The organism is Maledivibacter halophilus, assembly GCF_900167445.1.
Taxonomy (GTDB): Bacteria; Bacillota; Clostridia; order Peptostreptococcales; family Caminicellaceae; genus Maledivibacter; species Maledivibacter halophilus.
Map to the genome: position 1 here is coordinate 171957 of NZ_FUZT01000001.1, position 21616 is coordinate 193572.

The following is a 21616-nucleotide window of genomic DNA, read 5'->3' on the forward strand; positions in this document are numbered from 1 at the left end:
TATTAAAAAGAATATACAATATAGTTAGAAATTTTAATTATTTCAAACTATATTGTATATATTTTTTTACATTAATTATTTTACTAATATAAAAGGAGATGGAGATTTTGAAAAATGCTAGTAGAGATGTAGTTTCTACATCAAATGCTCCTGAAGCTGTGGGGGCATATTCACAAGCTATTAAATTAGGAGGATTTCTTTTTACTTCTGGACAGATACCAGTAAACCCTAAAAATAGTGAAATGGTTCAAGCAAATTTTAAAGATCAAACCAAACAATCTATGGATAACGTGTTAGCAATTTTAAATTCAGAGGGAATGACAGTAGATAATATTGTAAAATCCACAATTTTTATTACTGATATGACAAAGTTTTCTGAAGTTAATAGTATATATGAAAGTTATTTTGATTCATATTTTCCAGCCCGTGCATGTGTAGAAGTAAGTGCACTACCTAAGGGGGCATTGGTAGAAATAGAGGTGATTGCTCATAAATAGTATTGAGAGATAAATTCATATTTTAAATATCAAAGTTTTTAAAGAAATTTGCAATAATTCTACTAAGATAACTACATATTGTTTTGTTAAGTGAAGTCACCTATTGCAAAAATTATCTGCTATGGATAGCCAACATTAGAATTTAATATGATTTGGTAAAAAATAATGAATACTTATAAATTTTTTCAGCAAAATTTATAGTGCTTTAGAGTTGGTTATCTATAAATGTACGCCTTTAAAAGTTTAATTTGCGGTGGTAGCCACTGAGAATCCTTTTGGCTCATGCTATAAACCTGTTTTTGTTTAAATTAAAGAAAAAGGATAAACTGGTTTATAAAAATCGCCTGCAAGGAAACCTCAGAGTCTACTTCCGTTTCTTTAGTTTCTCAGTTACACATCTATATAGTGAAGCAATCTTGAAGCTTAATTTATACATCTTAAAAATATCGATGCTTCTAGGAATTTTTTAATTTATAAAGCTACTTTTGAATTTGCTTCACTATAGATATCCAGGTTTAAAATTTTTAGAGGACTACTATCTTAAGGGAATATAGCTGTCTTGCAGTTCTATTTTTCTGATAATTCTGATGTTTCTTTAAAAACAAAACTATCTAAAGAAAATTATATTAAGGAGGAATAATTTTGAAACTTTTTGATAATGAGTCAATAAAATTAGATGTCCTGAAAAAGAGAGCATACAATTACAGATGGGCAGAAGTTGAAGAAGGTGTAATTCCATTAACAGCTGCTGATCCGGATTTTCCAGTGGCTCCAGAAATAATAAATGATTTAATAGATTACATAAAGGAAGGATATTTTTCATATACTCCCAAATTGGGTTTTCCAGAATTTAAGGAGAGCATAGCTAAGGCATTAAAGCTTAGAAAAAATGAAGATATTAATCCGGATTTTGTATTGCCTATAGACAGCGCGGCTAGAGGTATGTATATAATTGCCAAAGCTTTACTTAATCCTGGAGATGAAGTTATAATATTTGATCCCGTTGATTTTCTTTTTAAGGAATCAGCATTAGCAGCTGGAGCGAAGCCAGTACTTTTCCCTGCTAAAGTAGTAGATGGAAAAATAGATATTAGTAAGTTAGAGGATTATATTACACCAAAGACAAAAATGATTGGACTGTGCAATCCTCATAATCCTCTAGGAATGGTATATCCACCGGAAGATTTAAAAAGGATGTTGGATTTAGCAGATAAATATGATTTATACATAATGAATGATGAAATATGGTCTGATATTATTTTCCCAGAAAAAGAATTTACAAGCATATTAACTGTAGATCCTGAGAAAAGTGAAAGAGTATTTTCTGTATTTGGTTTTTCAAAGTCCTTTGGTATAGCAGCTTTAAGAGCTGGTTGCATTTACTGTACTTCTAAAAAGACATTTGACTTAATTGTGGAAAATTCAGAGGTTATGACTACAGCTGGTGGGATTTCATCCCTATCACAAATAGCAGGAATGACGTGTATGGACAAATGCTATTATTGGGTTGATGAGTTTAAAGTCCATTTAACAAAAAATCGTGATTATGCAGTAGAAAGAATTAATTCAATCCCAGGGATATATTGTGAAAAGCCACAAGCAACATATTTATTATTTGTTAATATATCTTCAACCGGCTTAAGTAGTCAAGAATTTGTTGATTTCATGAAAAGTGAAATGAAGCTAGCTTTAGTTCCAGGCTCAGATGAATTTTTTGGACCGGGATCAAAGGGGTATGTAAGGATTTGCTTTGCTACTAGTTTTGAAATCTTAAAAGAAGGGCTAGATAGATTTGAAGCAGGTATAAAGAAATTAACTAAATCTAAAATATAAGTGGAAAGGTTTTGAAAGACTTTGGGAGATTTTCATATGAACTTAAGATTAGATAAAAAAGAATTATTAAATAAAATCACAAGTACTTTATCATTTGACTCAATAGATGGATGTGGATCTATGGAGAACATTAATAAACTAATAACTCGATTTAATGATAAATATAAAAAGGATATAAATATAAAAGTTTATTTTGAAAAGCTTAAAAATGGAAATCCATATTATGTAAATAATGATCAACTTAATAAATGTTCACAATTAATACCCAAGCTTGCCTCATTGAAATTAAGAACTCCAAATAGTCATCAAGCCAAAAAAAATATTGATCAATTGTATGAAAATATAATAAATCATAGTTATAAAGTAGATCATGATAAAAAAGTATTAGAAATGGAAAAAGTTTTTTCACATTTTAAATTAGATTCTTTATTTAATAATTTTATAAATAATAATATATTTATTCTAAATTTTAGAGGTGGAAATAGAAATACATTGCCTTATGAATGTGAATTAGACTTGTCCTTAAAAATATATAAGGATGAAAATGAGGAAGAGTTAATTGGAATAATTAAAGATTTAGTAAAAGAATATGGAGCCCAAATAAGAATTTAGGGGGTAAAAAAGTGCTTGCTGAAAGGTATAAAATACCAAAAGAAAAAATTCATCAAATTGAAAGTGTTTTAAACCAGAAAGATATTGATTCTTTATTAATATTATCAAGGGAAGGTTCAGACCCTAATTTACCATTTGTAATTGGTGATGATGCAATCCACGTTGCTGCTGCATTTATTAATAAAAATTGCAAACATAAGATGATTACATCTCTTAGCGATCAGAAAAAGTTTGAAGAGTCCGGTATATTTAGTGAGGTTATTACTTATGAAGAAAGCATAAAAGAAGTATTAAAAGAAGAATTTGAAAAAATGAATATAAAAAAATTAGCTTTAAATATATCTGAAGAAGATAATTTATGTGATGGACTAACACAAGGATTGTATATGATGCTATCTGATATTATTGGAAAAGATAGCCTTAAAGAAATAGAAGCATCAAGTGAAGATATTCTTCAATTAATAAGAAGTCAAAAAACTGATACGGAAATACAGTATTTAAGTGAATCAATTAAAATTACCCAAGATATATATGATGAAGTATTTTCAAAAGTAACTTGTGGAATGTCCGAAATGGAAATAGCAGACCTTTTTGTTGAGGGTATGAAGAAAAGAAATGTAGTAAATGGAATAGGAGGAGGATATTCTTATCCTATAGTTTGTCTTGTTAGAGCTGGACTTGCCCATAGAAATCCGGGTCATACAAAATCTCAGGGCGGCGATATTTTAATAATGGATTTTAGCGTAAGATATAAGGGCTATGTATCGGATATAGCTCGAACAGCGTACTTTTTAAGAAAAGGAGAAACAAAGCCTCCTAAGGAAGTTGAAGAAGCATTTAATACAGCATATAAAGCTATAAGTGCAGCTATTGGTTTTATAAAAGAAGGCAAAAGAGGATACGAGGTAGATGCTGTTGCCAGAAAAGTTATAGAGGATGGAGGATATCCTACAGTTAGGCATGCAGTTGGGCATCAAATAGGAAGAGAATGTCATGAAACTGGAACAATATTGGCGCCTATTAAAAGAACTCGTTCAGATGGTTTAGTTAAAGTAGGACAAGCTTATGCAATTGAACCTACGGTAATACAGGATGGAGGTCTTCCTTGTATGCTGGTTGAAGAAAATGTAATAATTACAAAAACTGGAGCCCAATTGTTAAGTAAGCGACAGGATAGATTATATCTAATACCTTGTAAATAAGGAGAAATAAAAATGGCAAAGGAAATTTGGAATAAGGATGTAGAATCAGAAATAGTTGATATACTTAAAAATTTAATAAAGATTAAAACCATCAATAGCCATAACAATGAAATTGAAGCAGTCAATTATATAAAAAAAATATTAGACAAAGAAGGTATAGAAAGTACTGTTATACAGTCTGATAAAGGTAGAGGGAATATAATAGCTAAACTTAAGGGAGGCAATAAAACACCAATAATATTTTTGTCACATCTTGATGTAGTAGATGTTGAGACTGACAAATGGACATTTGATCCCTTTGAAGGAACAATTCACAATGAAATCATGTATGGACGAGGGACTTTAGATACCAAGCATTTGACAGCAATGGGTTTAATGATAATGCTTCTTTTAAAAAGAAACAATATCTATCTTAATAGGGATATAATATTTGCTGCAACTGCTGATGAAGAAAATGGAAGTAAATATGGAATGAAATATCTAATGGACAATTATCCTAATCTCTTACCCAAAGGCTATGTTGTAAATGAAGGCGGCGGGTTTGTTATGGAAGTAGATGGAAAACAATTTAGAACATGTGCTTGTGGCGAGAAGGGAGTATGTGAAGTAAAGATAAGAATTGAATCAAATGACGAAGAAGATATATATAATACCCAAAACCATACAATTATAAAATTAAGTAAAATTATAAAGCGGGTAACCTCCTATGAATCTGAACTAGTAATGTGTGAAGTAAGCAACAAATTTAAAGAAGCAGCAAACAGCTATATATCTAAAGATAAAACATTAAAAAACCTGTGGGAATATATGACTCATAATACTATGACAGTTAATAAATTTAATATTGAGAAAAAACTAGAAGATTTGACTAAACCAATAGAAGTAGTTATAAACTTTAGATTCTTACCAATATTAACAAAGCAAAATGTTATAGCTATTATTGAGGAAATTTTAGAAGGATTAGATGTAACTTGGGAAATCGCAAATTTTATAGATGGATATGAAAGTAATATTCATAATGATTTTATAGGCTTACTTGAAAGTAAATCTAATAAATTTTCAGAAAAGACATCTATGCTTCCCATGATAGCACTTGGTAATACCGATGGAAGGTTTATTAGACATAATGTATATGGATATTCTCCACTACTTAATGATATACCATTTAGCCAAGTATTAAAAAAAGTCCATTCCCATGATGAATGTATAACAGTAAATTCTTTAATTTATGGTACTAGAGTGCTATTTGAAAGTGTAATGGAAATGTTAGAAAACAATTAAAGAGGTGTAAAAATGGATAATTTATATCTTGAAAAATTGCAACAAGCTGAGAAATACTTAAAAGATTGTGATATAGATTTATGGTTAATTTACTCTAGTGAAGGTAGCGACCCATGTATTCCTTTAATTACCGGACTTAAAACAGTTGGCAAAACTTTTTTTCTAATAACTAAAGAAGGAAAAAAATATGCTATAGCAAGTGTTATAGATGCACAGGAAAGTCAGAATAGTGGTTTGTTTGATGAAGTTTATATTTACTCTTCAGATTGTGAAAAGCTATTAAGAGAAGTGATTGACAAGATTAATCCCGGCAAAATTGCTATAAATTATTCTATGGATGATAATTTATGTGATGGATTGACAGCAGGGAGGTACAGATGGCTTATTAAGGCTCTAGGAGATAATTATGTAGATAAGATTATACAATCGGAAGTTTTTTTAAAAAAACTAAGAAGCGTGAAAACTCCCACTGAAATCGAGAGGATACAAAAAGCTATAGATATAACTCTCGATATATATGATGAAGTAACTAAAAATCTTAAGGTAGGTTTAAGTGAGTATGAAGTTGGAAAGATGTTTGTTGAAGGTATGAAAAAGCGAGGAGTTGTTAATGGAAATACTAAAAAGCTAACTATGCCTATGGTGCTCAAAGAGCGAATTGCCCATAGGGAACCAGGAAATGCAGTAATAAAACCTGGAGATTTTATGATAGTGGATTTTAGTGTAGATTATAAAGGCTATGTTTCTGATATAGCAAGAACATTTTATTTCCTAAAAGAAGGAGAAACCAGAGCCCCTGAAATTATGCAAAAAAGATTTGAAGCTGTTTATGAAGCTATAACTTTGGTAAAGGAAAATATAAAACCGGGTAAAAAAGGATACGAGCTTGATAGTCTAGCAAGAGAGCATTTGTTAAATCGAGGAATGCCAGAAATAACCCATGCAACAGGACACCAAGTTGGAAGATTTACCCATGATGGTGGTACTTTACTGGGACCGCAGTGGGAAAGATATGGTAAAGGCCCCAATGAAACCATTGAAGCAGGAATGATATTCACTATAGAGCCTACAATTTTATTCAATGACGGAGACTATAGTATTTTAACTGAAGAGATTATATTGGTAGGAAAAGAAAAAACTGTTTTTATGAGTAATAGACAAAAAAATGTATTTTTAATTTAATAAAAGTTAATAAGAAATAGAATAGAGAAAATTGCATATGAGAATATAATCCTTAATTTAATTATTTGAAATAGAATATATTCCCATGGCAGAGCTTCGAAGATTTTAAAGCAATATATGGTATTTAGTTTTTTGAGAAGGTAATTATGCAATTTGCTCAATAATTAATTTTGCTTGCCGAATTTAAGATAATTAAAAACTTTTTATTATAAAGGAGGATAAATATGAAGAAAATTAATATATTATTGATACTATTATTAGTATTCACACTTGCTTTTACAGGTTGTTCATCAAGTACTAATGAGGTAGTAAAGGATGGTTCATCAGAAGGTGAAAAAGTAAAAGATACACTTATTGTGGCAATGGCTTCGGAACCGAGTACATTAGATGGTAATGGAAAAGATGATAATGCTTCGTCACAAGTAAAGGCTCAAATATATGAAGGTCTTGTAAGACAGGATCCTCAAATGAATATACTTCCGGTATTAGCAGAAGACTGGAATTTTGAAAATGATACTACTATTATCTTTAATATAAGAAAAGGAGTTAAATTTCAAAACGGAAATGAATTAAAAGCTAGTGATGTTAAATTTTCTTTGAAAAGAGCTTATGATAATGGATATGCAGCAGCAGATTTAAGTCCTATTGATTTTGAAAAAAGTGAAGCAGTAGATGATTATACTTATAAGATGGTTCTAAAGCATCCCTATGCTCCAATTATATCAAAACTGGCATCTTCTTCAGCAGTAATCGTTCCTCAAAAAGTAGTGGAGGAAAAAGGGGAAGATTATTTGTCAACTAATCCAATAGGAACAGGTCCATATAAACTTAAGGAATGGGCACAAGGCGACAGAATAGAATTAGTAAAAAATGAAGAATATTGGCAGGAAACAAAGGGCGTTAAAAATATAGTAATGAGATTTATTTCTGAGATTGCTAATAGAGGTATTGAAGTAGAAATAGGAGGAGTTGATATAGCATATCAAATATCTCCTAATGATATTGAGAGATTAAATCAAAATCCAGATGTAGAAACAATTAAAACTCCCAGTCTTTCTACAACATATATTGGATTTAACTGTCAGAAAGAAACATTCAAAGACAAAAAAGTGCGTCAGGCTATAGCCTATGCTTTAGATATAGATGCAATAGCTGATACTGTTTACTTTGGAACAGGAACTCCTGCTAAAAGTGTATTAGCTCCAACGGTTTGGGGATTTAGTGAAGATGTTAGAACATTAGGATATGATCCAGAAAAGGCAAAAATATTGTTAGAAGAAGCTGGATATTCTGATGGATTAGATACTGCTATTTGGGTTAGTGATAGTCAGCAAAGAATTGATATAGCTGAAATTGCTCAAAATCAATTAAAAGATGTAGGAATAAATGCAGAAGTTAAAATATTGGAGTGGGGTACATTCTTAGAGAAATTAAAGGAGAAGGAACTAGATATTTATCTTTTAGGTAATTCAGTTACTTCAGGCGATGGAGATGAATTATATTATCAATTCCATTCTGAAAGTGGTTATTCTGGAAATACTGCATATTATTCAAATGAAGAAATAGATGATTTGATTGAAAAATCAAGACTTGCAATAGATCCAGATGAAAGGGCAAAATACCTAGAAGAAATTCAAAATAAAGTAATTGAAGAAGCTCCTTGGATACCGGTTTGGCATGGTGAAATTGTTACAGGTGTAAGAAGTAATATAGAAGGATTTGAAAATTATCCTAATGAAAATCACAAATTAAGTAATGTGCATTTTAAGTAAAATATATTTGCAATTAGAAAAATTAATATCCATAGTTAAAATACATAAGACAGCAAATAAACATTTTACTTTAATTAAAATAAAACTTAGATTTGGCAAGTATGAAATTTAAAATTATTTTACTATATAGAGTGACTTTAAAAACTTAGCAATAAAACTATCTAAAAGATTTGAGGAAAATTTGTAGAACTGACAGTATGTAAGTTCTTGGGCCTTAAGGCATCACGCCTCATGAAAAGGCCCACATTTTTCTTAAATATTGAATATGAAGTTTTCCTATTCTGCTTCTGTTTTTTAGTTTCTCAGTCACCTATCTAAATAGGCTTATATAATAAAATAATCAAAAAACTTAATTTTGCTTGATATATTTAAGAACTTTATATAGGAAAAGATATTACTACTTTGTAGAGGGTGTGAATATATTGTATAGGTACATATTTCGTCGCTTATTAATGATGATTCCAGTATTATTAGGAGTTTTATTTATAATATTTGTTATTATAGAAATAACACCAGGGGATCCTGCTCAAATTATGCTGGGAGAATCCGCAAGACAGGAGGATGTTCTTAAGCTTAGAGAGGAATTAGGTTTAAATGAACCCTTTATAGCTAGATTTTTTGGTTATGTAAAAGGAATTGTGACAGAATTGGATTTAGGTATATCATATAATACGAAAAGACCTGTTACAGAAGAAATTTTAAAAAGATTTCCAACAACAGCTCTTTTGGCAGCCCTGAGTGCAGTGATTTCTATGTTTCTAGGAATATTTCTTGGGGTTATTTCTGCAACTAAGCAATATACAACATTTGATAATTTGGCTACAGGGATAGCACTGTTTGGAGTATCCATTCCAAACTTTTGGCAAGGACTAATGTCTATAATTATTTTTTCAATTTGGCTTGGATGGTTTCCTGCTTCAGGTTCTTATGGTCCTGAATATTGGGTATTACCTGCCCTTACTTTAGGAACTAGTTCTACTGCTACAATAATGCGTATAACCAGGTCAAGCATGCTTGAAGTAATACGTCAGGATTATATTAGGACAGCAAGGGCTAAAGGACAAAATGAAAGGGTTGTTATTATGAAACATGCCCTTATAAATGCATTAATACCTGTTATTACAGTTGGAGGTTTACAGTTTGGTGTATTACTTGGTGGATCAGTTTTAGTAGAATCAGTTTTTGCTATTCCAGGTCTTGGCAAGTATATGATAGATGCAATTAAACAAAGGGACTTTCCCGTTGTCCAAGGGGGAGTTTTATTCTTAGCTATTGCTTTTAGCTTTGTTAATCTATTGATAGATATTTTATATAGTTTGATAGATCCCAGAATTAAAGCTATGTACAAGGTTAATAAAAAGAAAAAGAAGGAGGTCGCTTATGAATAAGAATATTAGAAAAAAGGGGCCTTGGAGAGACGTATGGAGAAGGCTTAGAAAAAACAAATTAGCTATGTTTGGATTGATAGTTCTTATATTATTATCTTTTTGTGCTATTTTTGCTAACCATATAGCACCTGAGGGTTATGATGATCAAAATCTATCTAGGAGATTTTCATTCCCTAATAAAGAAAATTTACTTGGAACAGATAACTTTGGTAGAGATATATTAAGTAGAATGATTTATGGCAGTAGAGTTTCTCTCACAGTTGGATTTATAGCCGTTGGAATGGCTGTGGTAATTGGAGGAGGACTTGGAGCTGTTGCGGCCTTTTACGGTAATAAAGTAGATAACATAATTATGCGTGCTATGGATATATTACTTGCTATTCCAGGAATGCTCCTTGCTCTATCACTAGCAGCAGCTTTAGGACCGGGACTTAACAATATGATGATTGCTATAGGGGTAGGGAATATACCCAGTTATGCAAGAGTTGTGAGGGCATCTGTTTTAACTGTAAAGGAACAAGAATATGTTGAAGCAGCAAGATCAATAGGAGCAAGTGATTTTAGGATTATATTCGGTCATATAATACCAAATGCTATGGCACCTATTATAGTACAAGCCACCCTTGGGGTTGCAGGGGCCATACTCTCAGCTGCTGCTTTAAGTTTCTTAGGGCTTGGTATACAACCACCCTATCCTGAATGGGGTGCTATGTTATCGGGGGCAAGACAATATATTAGAGATTATTGGTATATGACCACTTTTCCTGGGCTTATGATAATGATAACAATTTATTGTCTAAATGTTTTAGGTGATGGTTTAAGAGATGCTCTCGATCCACGTTTGAAAAACTAGTCAGGAGGTACAATTTATTATGAATGATAGTATATTAAAGATAAATAATTTATATATAGATTATAAAACAGATGATGGAGTTGTTGAAGCTGTTAATGATTTAAATCTTAGTATTAAAAAAGGAGAAACTCTAGGATTAGTAGGAGAAACAGGGGCTGGCAAAACGACTACTGCTCTTGGTATTATGAGATTAGTTCCTGATCCACCAGGTGAAATTACAAAGGGAGAAATAATATTTAATGGTGAAAATTTACTTGAAAAATCTAAAAAAGAAATAAGCAAAATTAGAGGCAGCAAAATTTCCATGATTTTTCAAGACCCTATGACATCTTTGAATCCTGTTATTACAGTTGGAGATCAAATCGCTGAGGTTATAAGGCTTCACGAAAAAATTTCTAAAGCCCAAGCCCATATTAAGGCAAAGGAAATGCTTGAGCTTGTAGGAATTCCTGGAAATAGATTTTCTGAATATCCTAATCAATTTTCAGGAGGAATGAAGCAAAGAGTTGTAATAGCCATAGCTTTGGCATGTAGCCCTGAACTTTTAATTGCAGATGAGCCGACAACTGCCCTTGATGTTACTATTCAAGCTCAGGTTCTTGACCTTATGAATAATTTGAAGAGAGATTTTAAAACTTCTATGATTTTAATTACTCATGATTTAGGGGTTGTAGCTGAAATTTGTGATAAAGTTGCTATTATGTATGCAGGAGAAATTTTGGAATATGGCACATTAGAAGATATTTTCAATAATCCTTCACATCCTTATACACTAGGGCTTTTAGGCTCTATACCTAATTTAGATGAAGATGTTTACAGGTTAAAGCCTATACAAGGATTGACTCCAGATCCATTTAATCTTCCAAATGGATGTCCCTTTGCTCCTCGCTGTCCCCAGAAGAGAGATGAATGTGATAAAAATAAATTTGAGTTGAAGGCTATAAATTCTACCCATAAAGTAAGGTGTATATTATTTGGTAGCACAAAAAAAGGAGGACAAAAATGAGTATTTTATTAGAAGTTAAGAATTTAAGAAAATATTTTAAAACTCCTAAAGGAATGCTCCATGCTGTAGATGGTGTTAATATGCAAATAGAATCTGGTAAAACACTGGGGGTTGTTGGAGAATCGGGCTGTGGAAAATCAACATTAGGTAGATTAGTTCTGCATCTTTTAGATTCCTCTGATGGGGAAGTATATTATCAAGGAAATAATATTACCCATGTAAATAAGAAAGAGCTCAAAGAGCTTAGAAAAAATATGCAGATGATATTTCAGGATCCATTTTCATCTCTTAATCCAAGAAAAACTGTAAGTCAGATAATTGTAGAGCCTTTACAAATATATAAAGCGTATCCTTCTAAAAAAGATATGATTAAAAAAGTATATGAGCTAATGGATACCGTTGGTCTTGCAAAACGACTTGAATATTCATATCCCCATGAACTTGATGGCGGTAGAAGACAAAGAATTGGGATTGCAAGAGCTTTAGCCCTTAATCCAGAATTTATTGTGTGTGACGAACCCGTATCTGCCCTTGATGTTTCAATTCAAGCCCAAATACTTAATTTAATGCAGGATTTGCAGCTTGAAAGAAAGTTAACATATATGTTTATAAGTCATGATTTATCAGTTGTAAAACATGTTTCTGATAATATTTGTGTTATGTATTTAGGAACCTTAGTAGAAAGTTGTGCATCTAAAAATTTGTTTAAAAATCCTTTGCATCCTTATACGAAAGCACTGCTTTCTGCTATACCTGTTCCTAAAATAAACATTGAGAAGAAAAGGATTTTATTAAAAGGAGAGATATCATCTCCAATAAATCCTAAGCCCGGCTGTAGATTTGCACCTAGATGCTTATATGCAAAGGATATTTGTACTAAGAAGCAGCCGAAATTAATTGAAGTTGAAGAGAATCATTTTGTTGCTTGTCATTGTCTAAAGGAAAATAATAAGGAGTCAATGTAAATTTATAATCTATACAAATTATAAAAATGTAGTTTTGATATTTTTAATAAATTTTAGATACTAATCATAAATCAGACCTCTATTAGTAGAAGAAATTATTTGATTATGATTAGTCTTTCTAGGTTTCAATATGTATAATTATTCTATTTTTGGAAAACTGTAATTTTTTTTGTGATAAATTTACAAAAAAATGTTATTATAAATATAGGCTTAAAATTTTAGTTGATATTTTACATTATTTAAAGTATTATTTGTAATTGTGATTTAAAGATAAATATCTTTAAGTATAGTGTAAATATGATAGCTTTATTGTCTTAAAATTATTATATAAGGAGGAATAGAAATGACACAGGATGAATTAATAGATTCTTATAAACCAATGGTAGATTTTATTGCAGATATTTATGGTAAGAATTGCGAGGTAATACTCCACGATTTGAGAAATCTTGAAAGCTCTATTGTGGCTATAAGGAATAATCATATAACTGGTAGAAACATAAGTGATACTGTAACAGATTTTGCCCTGGAAATTGTTTATAATAAAGATAAATATAAAGATAAAAAATTTATCACAAATTATACAGGAAGAACAAAGGATAACAGCAGAATACTTAGAGCATCTACTTACTTTATTAGAGATAAAAAAAATGATTTAATAGGTATGCTTTGTGTAAATGTAGATATTACAGCTTTACACGATGCTAGATCCTTTATAGATGAGTTATTGATGGAAAATTTAGAACAGAATATAATCAATAATGAGAAAGAAAAAGATGAAAAAGATAAAAAAGAGAATTTTGGACTTAGTATAGATGAACTTGTAAATTCTATAATTAATGATGTATTATCTAATAATCCTATAGAGCCTTCCAGAATGCTAATAGAAGAGAAAAAAGAAATAGTAAATAGATTAAATAAAAAAGGTGTATTTCTATTAAAAGGGTCAATTAATCAAGTGGCATCAAAATTAGAAGTTTCAGAGCAGACCATATATAGATATCTTAAGGAATTAGAATAATTTGAACTTTTAAAATTGAAATTTTATAACATCGCAAATTAAGCATATTAATGATTTATAATATATAATAAAGAAACTAAGAAGTTTATATTCCTAGTTTCTTTCCTAATTATAATATTTTTTATATGTGAAACTTTACATTAAATATATAAAATCCCTTCTGCAACAATATCTACAACTCCTTTAATATAGATATTGTCTACACTATTTTCACACCACTGTGTAATTACCTCCAAACTTCCTCCAGGTTGATTTACTATTAGTTCTATGTTTTTTTGCGAATTGTAGGAATGCACAGCACCTACAGCAGCTGTTCCTGAACCGCAGCCCCTTTCCCAAATAAGACTTTCGGTAGACTTAACATAGACTAAAGGCTGCATATATGATCGTTCTTCATCATAAAACATTACTCCAAGTGCTTCAAACTTTAAATCTTCAAAGTTTTTCTTTAAATTCATGAAGAAATTTTTTTTTGAATCTATTTTATTGTCATTTACAACTAAATGAGTTATTCCTGGAAATTCGACAAGCTTTCCTTTGATAGTAGTATTATTATAATTAATAGAAAAATCTTCTATATTTTGGGGAGAAGATATTTTAGCAGTAGAGATAAAGCTATTCATATCATTTTTTTGATTATTTAATTCCACTTCACAAAAAACTAGCTCATCTAAACCAGATACTTCCAAAGGAACTATATATTTTTCTTCCTTTTTCTGGATTTTGCAGTGTTGTCTTTGAACCAGAATAGCTGCAAGTGATCTAGTGGCATTAACACAAAATTCGCCCCCCATCATATGAAGTCTTACACAAGCTTGGCTATTTTGTGAGGAAATATTTTCAATAAATCCCACTTGTTCTGCATGGATATGATTATAATCCATTATATGATTTGCTATTTCTATGTATTTTTGACGAGGGAGCGGATCTGAAATAAATACAGTCATATTTTCAGTTGGATTTGTTTTAATAAAATTTAACTTCATTTATATATCAGTCCTTTTTAAAGAAATTATATAATAAGATGTCGAATGATTATATGTATTTAAAATCTTATTATGGTATATCCTATACTTTGTATTATATTTTAAATAATATGAAAATTCAATATATAGTTATAATGGAGTATATTTGGTTTACTGTATTTAGATAAGATATGTAAAAGTAATTTGTTAAGTTTGTTCATCACATATTTATAAAATAATTGCATATTAGCATCTTTTATTATATATTGATATTATTGAAAATATAGAAGAAACGAAAGCTTTTAAGTCTACTTTTTACAAATCTTTAAAGTTTAACTTCAATTATTAATCAGATTATGATAAAAATATGAACTTTTCTATTGGTGCTACATTGTTAAATCCATTATAATTTAGAAAAGATTTGGAAAACTAATTATTTTTAGGATAGAATAAATAGAAAATAAATATAACAAAGACTCTTATGAGGAAATGTTTCTGATATTATAGATTTTGCAGTAATATTTTGGAGTGATTATATGGATATGAAAGTTAAAAATCTAATGGAGCAGTTTGGAGATTTTAGAGTTTTAGCAGGAAAAAATGGCTTATATAAAAGAGTGAGCACGGTTAGTGTTATGGATGCTCCAGATATATATAACTGGATGAAAGGTGGAGAATTCTTAATTACTACCGGGTACATAATGAAAGATGATCCATTAAAGTTAAGACATTTAATTATTAAACTAAATGAAAATAAAGCAGCAGCCCTAGGTATAAAATTGGGAAGGTTTATTGAAAAATTACCACAAGAGGTAAAGAAAGCGGCAGATGAGCTTAATTTTCCCATTTTATATATACCTACTAAATATGCTTTTACTGATGTTATAAATCCTGTACTTTCAAGAATAGTAAATGCACAAGCTAGAAAGTTAGAGTTGTCTGAAAAAATCCATAAGTCATTTACACAAATTGTTATAGAAGGAAAGGGAACCGATGATATAGTAGATATGCTATATGAAATATTAGGCAAGGATTTGGCCTTTGTTGACTTGATTTTTAGTAAAACATATATTAGAGGTATGTCTCATAAATTTAAAGAAGATATATCTAAAAATTATTATAATAAATATTATAAATATCCAGTTCGAATTAGCAGTTCTATATATGGCTATATAGTGGTTAAAGAAAAGGCTTTGGAAGATTTAGATAAGACAACTATAGAACATGCTAGTACAGTTTTAAAACTAAATATTCAGAAGAAAATATCCAACAGGCAAATAGAGCAGAAGTATAGAGATGAGTTTATTCAAGATTTAATACTAAATAATATAAAAACTGTGGAAGAAGCAGATAATAGAGCTGCACTATATGGATGGAAAATAGATAAAGGACTTGTTTGTGTAATAGTTGATATAGATAATTTTAAAGAAAAATTTATATCTATAAAAAAGACAAAAAAGCTAGAACAAGAAAGGGATAATATATTTTATTTAGCTACTACTATAATGAAAGGAAATTTTCACCAATGTTTTTATACTACTTATAGTGATAGCATAGTTTTTTTAGTAGAACCTAATATAAATCCCATAGAAAATTTTTTTAAAAAACTTAAAGGGATAGGAGAAGAACTGCGAAAGACTGTTAGAGATAAAAGCAGCTTCACAGTTACTATAGGGATAGGAAATTATAAAGAATCTATAATAGATGTATATATTAGCTTTGTGGAAGCTCAAAAAGCTGCAAGAATAGGAAGGGCTATTTATGAGAAAGATAAAACCCATATTTATTCTGACTTAGGAGCTTATAAAATGCTTTATAATCTTTCCTTAAAAGAAGAATCTAATAGATTTTGTCGTGAATATTTGCAAAGCCTTATAAATTATGATATTGAGAATGGTTCAAAGTATATAGATACTTTAAGCTGTTTAGTTAAAAATGACTGGAATTTAAAACAAACAGCAGAGGAGCTATTTATTCATTATAACACCATGAAATATAGATTTAGTAAGATTACTGAGATGGTTGGTCTTGATTTAAATAATAGAGAAGAGAAGTTTAAAATAGAGCTTTGTTTAAAGCTTATGAATATGAGTAAACAATATTCCTTGTACATGAAGACTAATATATAGTCTTTTTTTTTATTCTAAGTAGACAATGTATATATGATTTATTAATTGTATAATAAGATTAAGTAAAAAAATTAACAAGGAGGAGAATTCATGTACAGTACAAAAGTAGGAATGCTAAAAGACATATTAACTTCAGCTAAAGAAAACGTTTTATCGGATCCTAATAGTGAACTAGAGAAAACTGGAAGAATCATTTTAAAAAATGGATTAGTAGTAGATCCCAAAAATGAAGTGGAAGAAGTATTAGATATAGCTATATTAAATGATGAAATAATAGAAGTAGGAAAAGATATTTATATTGAAAAAGGGGATATGGTAATAAGCTGTGAAGGATTATTGGTTGTGCCAGGAATTATAGATATGCATCTTCACTTAGGAGATTTATTTGAAGTAAGCACAAACCCTATATATGGTTCAGTAGCAAATGGTGTTACTATGGGACTTTCACCAGGAGCGGGCAATACTTTTATGGCACCGGCTTTATTAGGATCAGAAGTAGATAGGGGACTCCCAATAAATATAGGATTGTATCAAGGGGCTGCTAATGTTTTATCTACTATGCTATCAGTAGAAGAATTAATAAAATTATACAAAGGGCAGTTAGAGGAAGATATAGCTTCAAAAAAGATGACAAGAAATGGAATCACAAATACTACAGCGCCTTTAATAATAGGTATAAAAGATCATATGGGTCATTTTATAATGTCCGATGAAAATATAGATAAAATATTTGAAATAACATCTAAAGCTAATTTGGTTTATATGACCCACACTCAAGATCCAGATCATGCCATTAGATTAGTAGAATTATCAAAGAATAGACCAATTCATTTAGGTCACACTACAGCTGCTGGATGTGGCACCCATAAAGAAGCTTCAGAAGGAATGAAATTAGTTCTAGATTTATGCAAAAAAGAAAACGTTACTGGAGAATTTGTCACTACTATGCTAAGAAAAAATAGAGGTAGTAGAGAAGGTCTTACTATGTCAAAAGAATCTCAAAGATTAGCTTATGAAGCTTTGGAAAAGGGGTTGGTAGATATCTTAATTTCTGATGGTCAAAATGATGCTACTATGAAGGGCTTTGGTGACACAAGGGATAATATACCAGCTTTATTAGAATTATCAGAAATGGGAGTGTTGAGTTTAAGAGATTCGGTTGCAACTATGACATCAAATCCAGCAAAATTATTAGAAAAGAGAACCAATAATAAATGGTGGACTGAAAAAATAGGTCATTTAGGTAAAGGGGCCTTAGCAAACATAACTATTATAAATAGCGATGTGAAATCTGCAGTATATACTATCGTAAATGGAGAAGTAGTAGGATTTGAAAATAGATCAGTTAGACGTGGAAGTGGAGCGGGAGGCTTTATTAGTAAGTTTGGTATGGTGAAAAGAGTTGGAGTAGGAGATTTAGTAATGTTTTCTTATAAAAGGTAAGAGTTTAAAAGGGAGAATAGAACTTATGAAAAGAATAGAAAATATTTTAAGAAAATTAATCAATATAAATACTACAAATCCCCATGGGAACGAAATGGATGGAGTTAAAGAAATCCTAGGTTTTTTTCCTAAAGGGATAGACTATAAAATAGTAGACCATGAAAATAATAGAGGGTCTTTAATAATAGAGATTGAAGGAAAATCTCAAAAAAAAATAGGATTTATAGGGCATATAGATACAGTTCCAGTACCCGATGAATCTAGCTGGATACATCCACCCTTTGAGGGAATATTTAAAGATGGATACATCTATGGTAGAGGTGCAGCTGATATGAAGGGAGGAGTTACAGCTATGATACTAACAGCTCTATATTTTATAGAAAATCATATAACTCCTCCAAATACCCTTAAGTTTGTATTTACCGCAGATGAAGAGTCCGATGGAATAGGAGTACAAGCCTTAAGAGATAAGGGACTTTTAAAAGATTTATCAAGTGTATTTATAGCAGAACCCTCTGATGAAGAAATTGGAATATGTGAGAAAGGGGCATTATGGTTAAAAATTCATATTAAAGGAAAGGCTTCCCATGGTTCTAAGCCGGAGCTGGGATTAAATGCTATAGAAAAACTATATGAATATATTAATAGAATAAAAGATAGTTTAGATTTAAAGAAAAATCATTATTTATTAGGGGAATCTAGTTGTGCCATTACATTAATTAATGGAGGTGTTAAAACTAATATTATACCTGAAAATGCAGTGGCGTCTATAGATATAAGAACTATCCCAGGTTTTAATCATGAAGAAATTATAGAAAATGCTTATAAAATTGGGCAGAAGATGGAAAGAGAAAATAAAGGAATTGTCGTAGAAATTGAAGTAGAAAACAATAGACTTCCATTAACTATAGATGAGGAAAATGATTTTATAAAAAATATAGTATCTGTATATAAAAAATTAAATTATCCAGTGAAATTTAAGGGAATAAATTTTTATACAGACGCTTCGCAAATTATTCCATTTCATGATATTCCCTTTGTAATATTGGGACCAGGTGAAGAGAATATGTGCCACCAGAGAAATGAAAGGATAAAAATAGAATCAATTGAAAGAATGATAGAGTTTTATATTTCTTATATTAATAATTGTTAAGCTAGGAGGCGTATTATGGGATATAGTAAGAAAAAATATAGAACTGGTTCTTTAGCAGGTTTTACAATATCTGTAGGAATAGGATTTTTAATATACTTTATTTTAAATAATATCCATGTGGCCAGTAATTGGCTAGATTATAATACAATAGTGGCTAACGCAGGGCACAATTTATTGTATAAGTTTATATGGTATATTATGAACTTTACAGAAGCTCAATTTTATGCAGGATTCTTTGCTTCCTTAGGAATTATTGTAGGAGGATTTATAGCATGGCGGTTAGATGTAAAAAACTCAACTTTAAGAGGGTTTGATATTTCTTATGGATCTAATCTATGGCCCTGGGTATTAGCTTCTCAATTGTTGTCCTTGTTTATTGCAATATTTATTTTAAATTATACAAGATTTTTTGACATTGGAGATTATACTTGGTTGCCAACTTTTATTACAGTAGTAGGTATTCCACCGGCTATAATGCTCTTGTATGGACCAAATATAAAAGCCCTATTTACAGGATCAATTCTTGGAGGAATAATGGGATTTCCAGTGGCCTTTTGGATAAATAATAATATAATTCCAGTTTTAGAAGTGCCAGGAGTAGTATCAAATGTATTCACAATGGCTATTACTGGGATATTAGTTTGTGCAATATGCAAAGCTTTGCCTTGGATGGAAAGGGTTCCTGCTAATTCTCTAAATAGACCAAAGGAGTCTCAAGAGCAAATTTTAGAAAATATGAAAAAGCCATCTTGGTTTGTAAGAAGGGTATTTGCAGATTTTACAGAAGCTCAGTTTTATGCCAATGAGATAGCTGGATTATTTCTTATAATAGGTGTTTGTTTAGATTGGATATTAAATGTTAATCATGGAGCCTATGCATCAGGAGCAATTCCAGCTATTATTCTATCTCAGTTTATTGGTTCAGCTATAGGAATATTTCTATATTTTGATAAATATGTAGAAAAGGGCTGGTATGCAACATTTGTACCGGTAGTAAGTGTTGGTCCAGCTTGTGTACTAATGTTTGGAGCTAATGTAAAAGTTGCTGTAATAGCAGGTGCATTAGGAGGTATAATTGGACCGCCTTTAGCAGAATATTTTTGTGACAAGCTTCCTAAGGGGTATCATCCTACAATAGGAAATGTAACATCCATGGGGGTCACTACAATAGTAGTATCTATAATAATTAAAGTTCTTCCTTGGTTTTAGAAGATCAAAATCTATATCAAAAGCAGCCAAGTTTTTATATGGCCTGCTTTTTTTAATGTCATAATGTTATAATGATTGGAATATGAATTTGTATGATATAATTAGAAGGCAATGTCATTATTTACAAAAAAGTCCCTAATAAAACTTTTATATAAATAACGTTAAGACTCAAAATGAAAAGGAGCAAAATTTATGAAAGTAAGTTATAAAAAAAGGATTTTAATTAGGAAAAGACGGTTTTATAGAAGACTATTTGCATTGTTATTATTTATTACAATTATAGGAATTACTATTTTTATAAGGTGTTCAGCAAACTACAAATTTACTGTTTGTATAGACCCAGGCCATGGGGGATATGATCCCGGAGCCACCAATTCAATCTATAGAGCAGATGAAAAGGATATAGTACTGGATGTTTCTTTAAGATTGGCTAAAATCTTGAGAAAGGAAGATATAAAGGTCATATATACAAGAAAAAAAGATAAGGTATCCTGGGAAAACCAAAGAGAGTCATTAAGTGAAAGAAGCAAAATTTCTAATAAATCAAATGCAGATATTTTTATATCAATTCATGCAAATAATTTTGTAAAGGATACTAATGTTAAGGGTACGGAGGTATGGTGCAGATTTAAAAATACTGAAGACGAAATTCTTGCTAAAGAAATTAGCAATGAGCTTTCAAGTATAGGTTATACAAAGGATAGAGGTTTAAAATATGAAGAAGATAAGGAACTCTATGTTTTAAAAAATACCCAAGCCACATCGGTATTGGTTGAATTAGGATATATGAGTAATCCTGAAGACTTAAAATTTTTGATGTCTAAAGAAGGCAAAAATAAGTGTGCCGAGGCTATTGCCCAGGCCATTATAAATTATTATAAGACAATTAAAATAGAGGAATAAATATAGATATTATTGAAAATTAAATATTAAAATATGTGAAAAGTAAAAGACTTCAAATATCTTTCTAAAAAATAAATGGTCTTTATATATGATTGGGATAATTGCATAATTTAAATTGGAGACAATTACATATGGGGATAGTATTCTTGATTTAGCTATTTAGAATAGAACATATTATGACAGTAAGTTCTAGGAGGTTTTAAAA

General features: G+C 30.3%; 18 protein-coding genes. 17 read left to right on the forward strand and 1 reads right to left on the reverse strand.

Translation table 11 applies throughout. The annotated features are described in order from the left end of the window. The first annotated feature begins 107 nt into the window (after positions 1-107). The 12 genes from B5X81_RS00865 (at position 108) to B5X81_RS00920 (ending at position 13609) form a co-directional block, all read left to right on the forward strand. Entirely contained in the window at positions 108-497 is a 390-nt protein-coding gene (locus B5X81_RS00865) for a RidA family protein (protein ID WP_244281970.1), read from the forward strand. Between the two features lie 642 nt (positions 498-1139). After that, on the forward strand, positions 1140-2330 hold the full coding sequence (locus B5X81_RS00870) for a pyridoxal phosphate-dependent aminotransferase (RefSeq protein WP_139380220.1): 1191 nt from the start codon (positions 1140-1142) through the stop codon (positions 2328-2330). Positions 2331-2366: 36 nt separating this feature from the next. Next, positions 2367-2942: a hypothetical protein gene (locus tag B5X81_RS00875; RefSeq protein ID WP_079488646.1), complete on the forward strand. Its 576-nt coding sequence runs from the start codon at positions 2367-2369 to the stop codon at positions 2940-2942. A gap of 11 nt (positions 2943-2953) precedes the next feature. Beyond that, positions 2954-4144, forward strand: coding sequence for a M24 family metallopeptidase (locus B5X81_RS00880; RefSeq protein ID WP_079488648.1), 1191 nt, complete (start codon positions 2954-2956; stop codon positions 4142-4144). Between the two features lie 12 nt (positions 4145-4156). Beyond that, on the forward strand, positions 4157-5425 hold the full coding sequence (locus B5X81_RS00885) for a M20/M25/M40 family metallo-hydrolase (RefSeq protein ID WP_079488649.1): 1269 nt from the start codon (positions 4157-4159) through the stop codon (positions 5423-5425). A 12-nt stretch (positions 5426-5437) separates the two neighbouring features. Then, on the forward strand, positions 5438-6607 hold the full coding sequence (locus B5X81_RS00890) for a M24 family metallopeptidase (RefSeq protein ID WP_079488651.1): 1170 nt from the start codon (positions 5438-5440) through the stop codon (positions 6605-6607). Between the two features lie 224 nt (positions 6608-6831). After that, a complete protein-coding gene (locus B5X81_RS00895; RefSeq protein WP_079488652.1) occupies positions 6832-8379 on the forward strand; it encodes an ABC transporter substrate-binding protein in 1548 nt (515 codons plus the stop codon). 422 nt (positions 8380-8801) lie between these two features. Continuing rightward, positions 8802-9767, forward strand: a complete 966-nt coding sequence (locus B5X81_RS00900; RefSeq protein WP_079488654.1) for an ABC transporter permease — start codon at positions 8802-8804, stop codon at positions 9765-9767. Continuing rightward, positions 9760-10620, forward strand: coding sequence for an ABC transporter permease (locus B5X81_RS00905; RefSeq protein ID WP_079488655.1), 861 nt, complete (start codon positions 9760-9762; stop codon positions 10618-10620). The genes B5X81_RS00900 and B5X81_RS00905 overlap by 8 nt, the downstream gene beginning before the upstream one ends. Positions 10621-10639: 19 nt before the next feature. After that, positions 10640-11626, forward strand: coding sequence for an ABC transporter ATP-binding protein (locus B5X81_RS00910; RefSeq protein WP_079488657.1), 987 nt, complete (start codon positions 10640-10642; stop codon positions 11624-11626). Further along, positions 11623-12591 (forward strand): ABC transporter ATP-binding protein, encoded by a 969-nt coding sequence (locus B5X81_RS00915; RefSeq protein WP_079488658.1) that lies wholly within the window; start codon positions 11623-11625, stop codon positions 12589-12591. The genes B5X81_RS00910 and B5X81_RS00915 overlap by 4 nt, the downstream gene beginning before the upstream one ends. A gap of 343 nt (positions 12592-12934) precedes the next feature. Beyond that, complete coding sequence (locus B5X81_RS00920) at positions 12935-13609, forward strand: helix-turn-helix transcriptional regulator (RefSeq protein WP_208984956.1); 675 nt, start codon at positions 12935-12937, stop codon at positions 13607-13609. Between the two features lie 140 nt (positions 13610-13749). On the opposite strand, the gene B5X81_RS00925 is transcribed toward B5X81_RS00920, so the two are convergent. Continuing rightward, positions 13750-14595 (reverse strand): hypothetical protein, encoded by an 846-nt coding sequence (locus B5X81_RS00925; RefSeq protein WP_079488660.1) that lies wholly within the window; start codon positions 14593-14595, stop codon positions 13750-13752. A 515-nt stretch (positions 14596-15110) separates the two neighbouring features. Between B5X81_RS00925 and B5X81_RS00930 the strand changes: the two genes are divergently transcribed. The 5 genes from B5X81_RS00930 to B5X81_RS00950 all read left to right on the forward strand — a co-directional run bounded on the left by B5X81_RS00930 (position 15111) and on the right by B5X81_RS00950 (position 21411). Further along, positions 15111-16703, forward strand: coding sequence for a PucR family transcriptional regulator (locus tag B5X81_RS00930; protein WP_079488661.1), 1593 nt, complete (start codon positions 15111-15113; stop codon positions 16701-16703). A 90-nt stretch (positions 16704-16793) separates the two neighbouring features. Next, positions 16794-18146: an amidohydrolase family protein gene (locus tag B5X81_RS00935; protein ID WP_079488663.1), complete on the forward strand. Its 1353-nt coding sequence runs from the start codon at positions 16794-16796 to the stop codon at positions 18144-18146. A 25-nt stretch (positions 18147-18171) separates the two neighbouring features. After that, positions 18172-19299 (forward strand): M20 family metallopeptidase, encoded by a 1128-nt coding sequence (locus B5X81_RS00940; RefSeq protein ID WP_079488664.1) that lies wholly within the window; start codon positions 18172-18174, stop codon positions 19297-19299. 15 nt (positions 19300-19314) lie between these two features. Next, the gene (locus B5X81_RS00945; RefSeq protein ID WP_079488666.1) at positions 19315-20508 is read left to right on the forward strand and encodes a hypothetical protein; all 1194 of its coding nucleotides are present in this window, start codon (positions 19315-19317) and stop codon (positions 20506-20508) included. A gap of 192 nt (positions 20509-20700) precedes the next feature. Further along, positions 20701-21411 (forward strand): N-acetylmuramoyl-L-alanine amidase family protein, encoded by a 711-nt coding sequence (locus B5X81_RS00950; RefSeq protein WP_079488668.1) that lies wholly within the window; start codon positions 20701-20703, stop codon positions 21409-21411. Positions 21412-21616: the final 205 nt, after the last annotated feature.

Bases quoted from the DNA above. Each gene is read 5' to 3' on its own strand.
- B5X81_RS00875 (WP_079488646.1), top strand. From the start codon at position 2,367: ATGAACTTAAGATTAGATAAAAAAGAATTATTAAATAAAATCACAAGT.
- B5X81_RS00885 (WP_079488649.1), top strand. From the start codon at position 4,157: ATGGCAAAGGAAATTTGGAATAAGGATGTAGAATCAGAAATAGTTGAT.
- B5X81_RS00890 (WP_079488651.1), top strand. From the start codon at position 5,438: ATGGATAATTTATATCTTGAAAAATTGCAACAAGCTGAGAAATACTTA.
- B5X81_RS00895 (WP_079488652.1), top strand. From the start codon at position 6,832: ATGAAGAAAATTAATATATTATTGATACTATTATTAGTATTCACACTT.
- B5X81_RS00905 (WP_079488655.1), top strand. From the start codon at position 9,760: ATGAATAAGAATATTAGAAAAAAGGGGCCTTGGAGAGACGTATGGAGA.
- B5X81_RS00910 (WP_079488657.1), top strand. From the start codon at position 10,640: ATGAATGATAGTATATTAAAGATAAATAATTTATATATAGATTATAAA.
- B5X81_RS00915 (WP_079488658.1), top strand. From the start codon at position 11,623: ATGAGTATTTTATTAGAAGTTAAGAATTTAAGAAAATATTTTAAAACT.
- B5X81_RS00920 (WP_208984956.1), top strand. From the start codon at position 12,935: ATGACACAGGATGAATTAATAGATTCTTATAAACCAATGGTAGATTTT.
- B5X81_RS00925 (WP_079488660.1), bottom strand. From the start codon at position 14,595: ATGAAGTTAAATTTTATTAAAACAAATCCAACTGAAAATATGACTGTA.
- B5X81_RS00930 (WP_079488661.1), top strand. From the start codon at position 15,111: ATGGATATGAAAGTTAAAAATCTAATGGAGCAGTTTGGAGATTTTAGA.
- B5X81_RS00935 (WP_079488663.1), top strand. From the start codon at position 16,794: ATGTACAGTACAAAAGTAGGAATGCTAAAAGACATATTAACTTCAGCT.
- B5X81_RS00940 (WP_079488664.1), top strand. From the start codon at position 18,172: ATGAAAAGAATAGAAAATATTTTAAGAAAATTAATCAATATAAATACT.
- B5X81_RS00945 (WP_079488666.1), top strand. From the start codon at position 19,315: ATGGGATATAGTAAGAAAAAATATAGAACTGGTTCTTTAGCAGGTTTT.
- B5X81_RS00950 (WP_079488668.1), top strand. From the start codon at position 20,701: ATGAAAGTAAGTTATAAAAAAAGGATTTTAATTAGGAAAAGACGGTTT.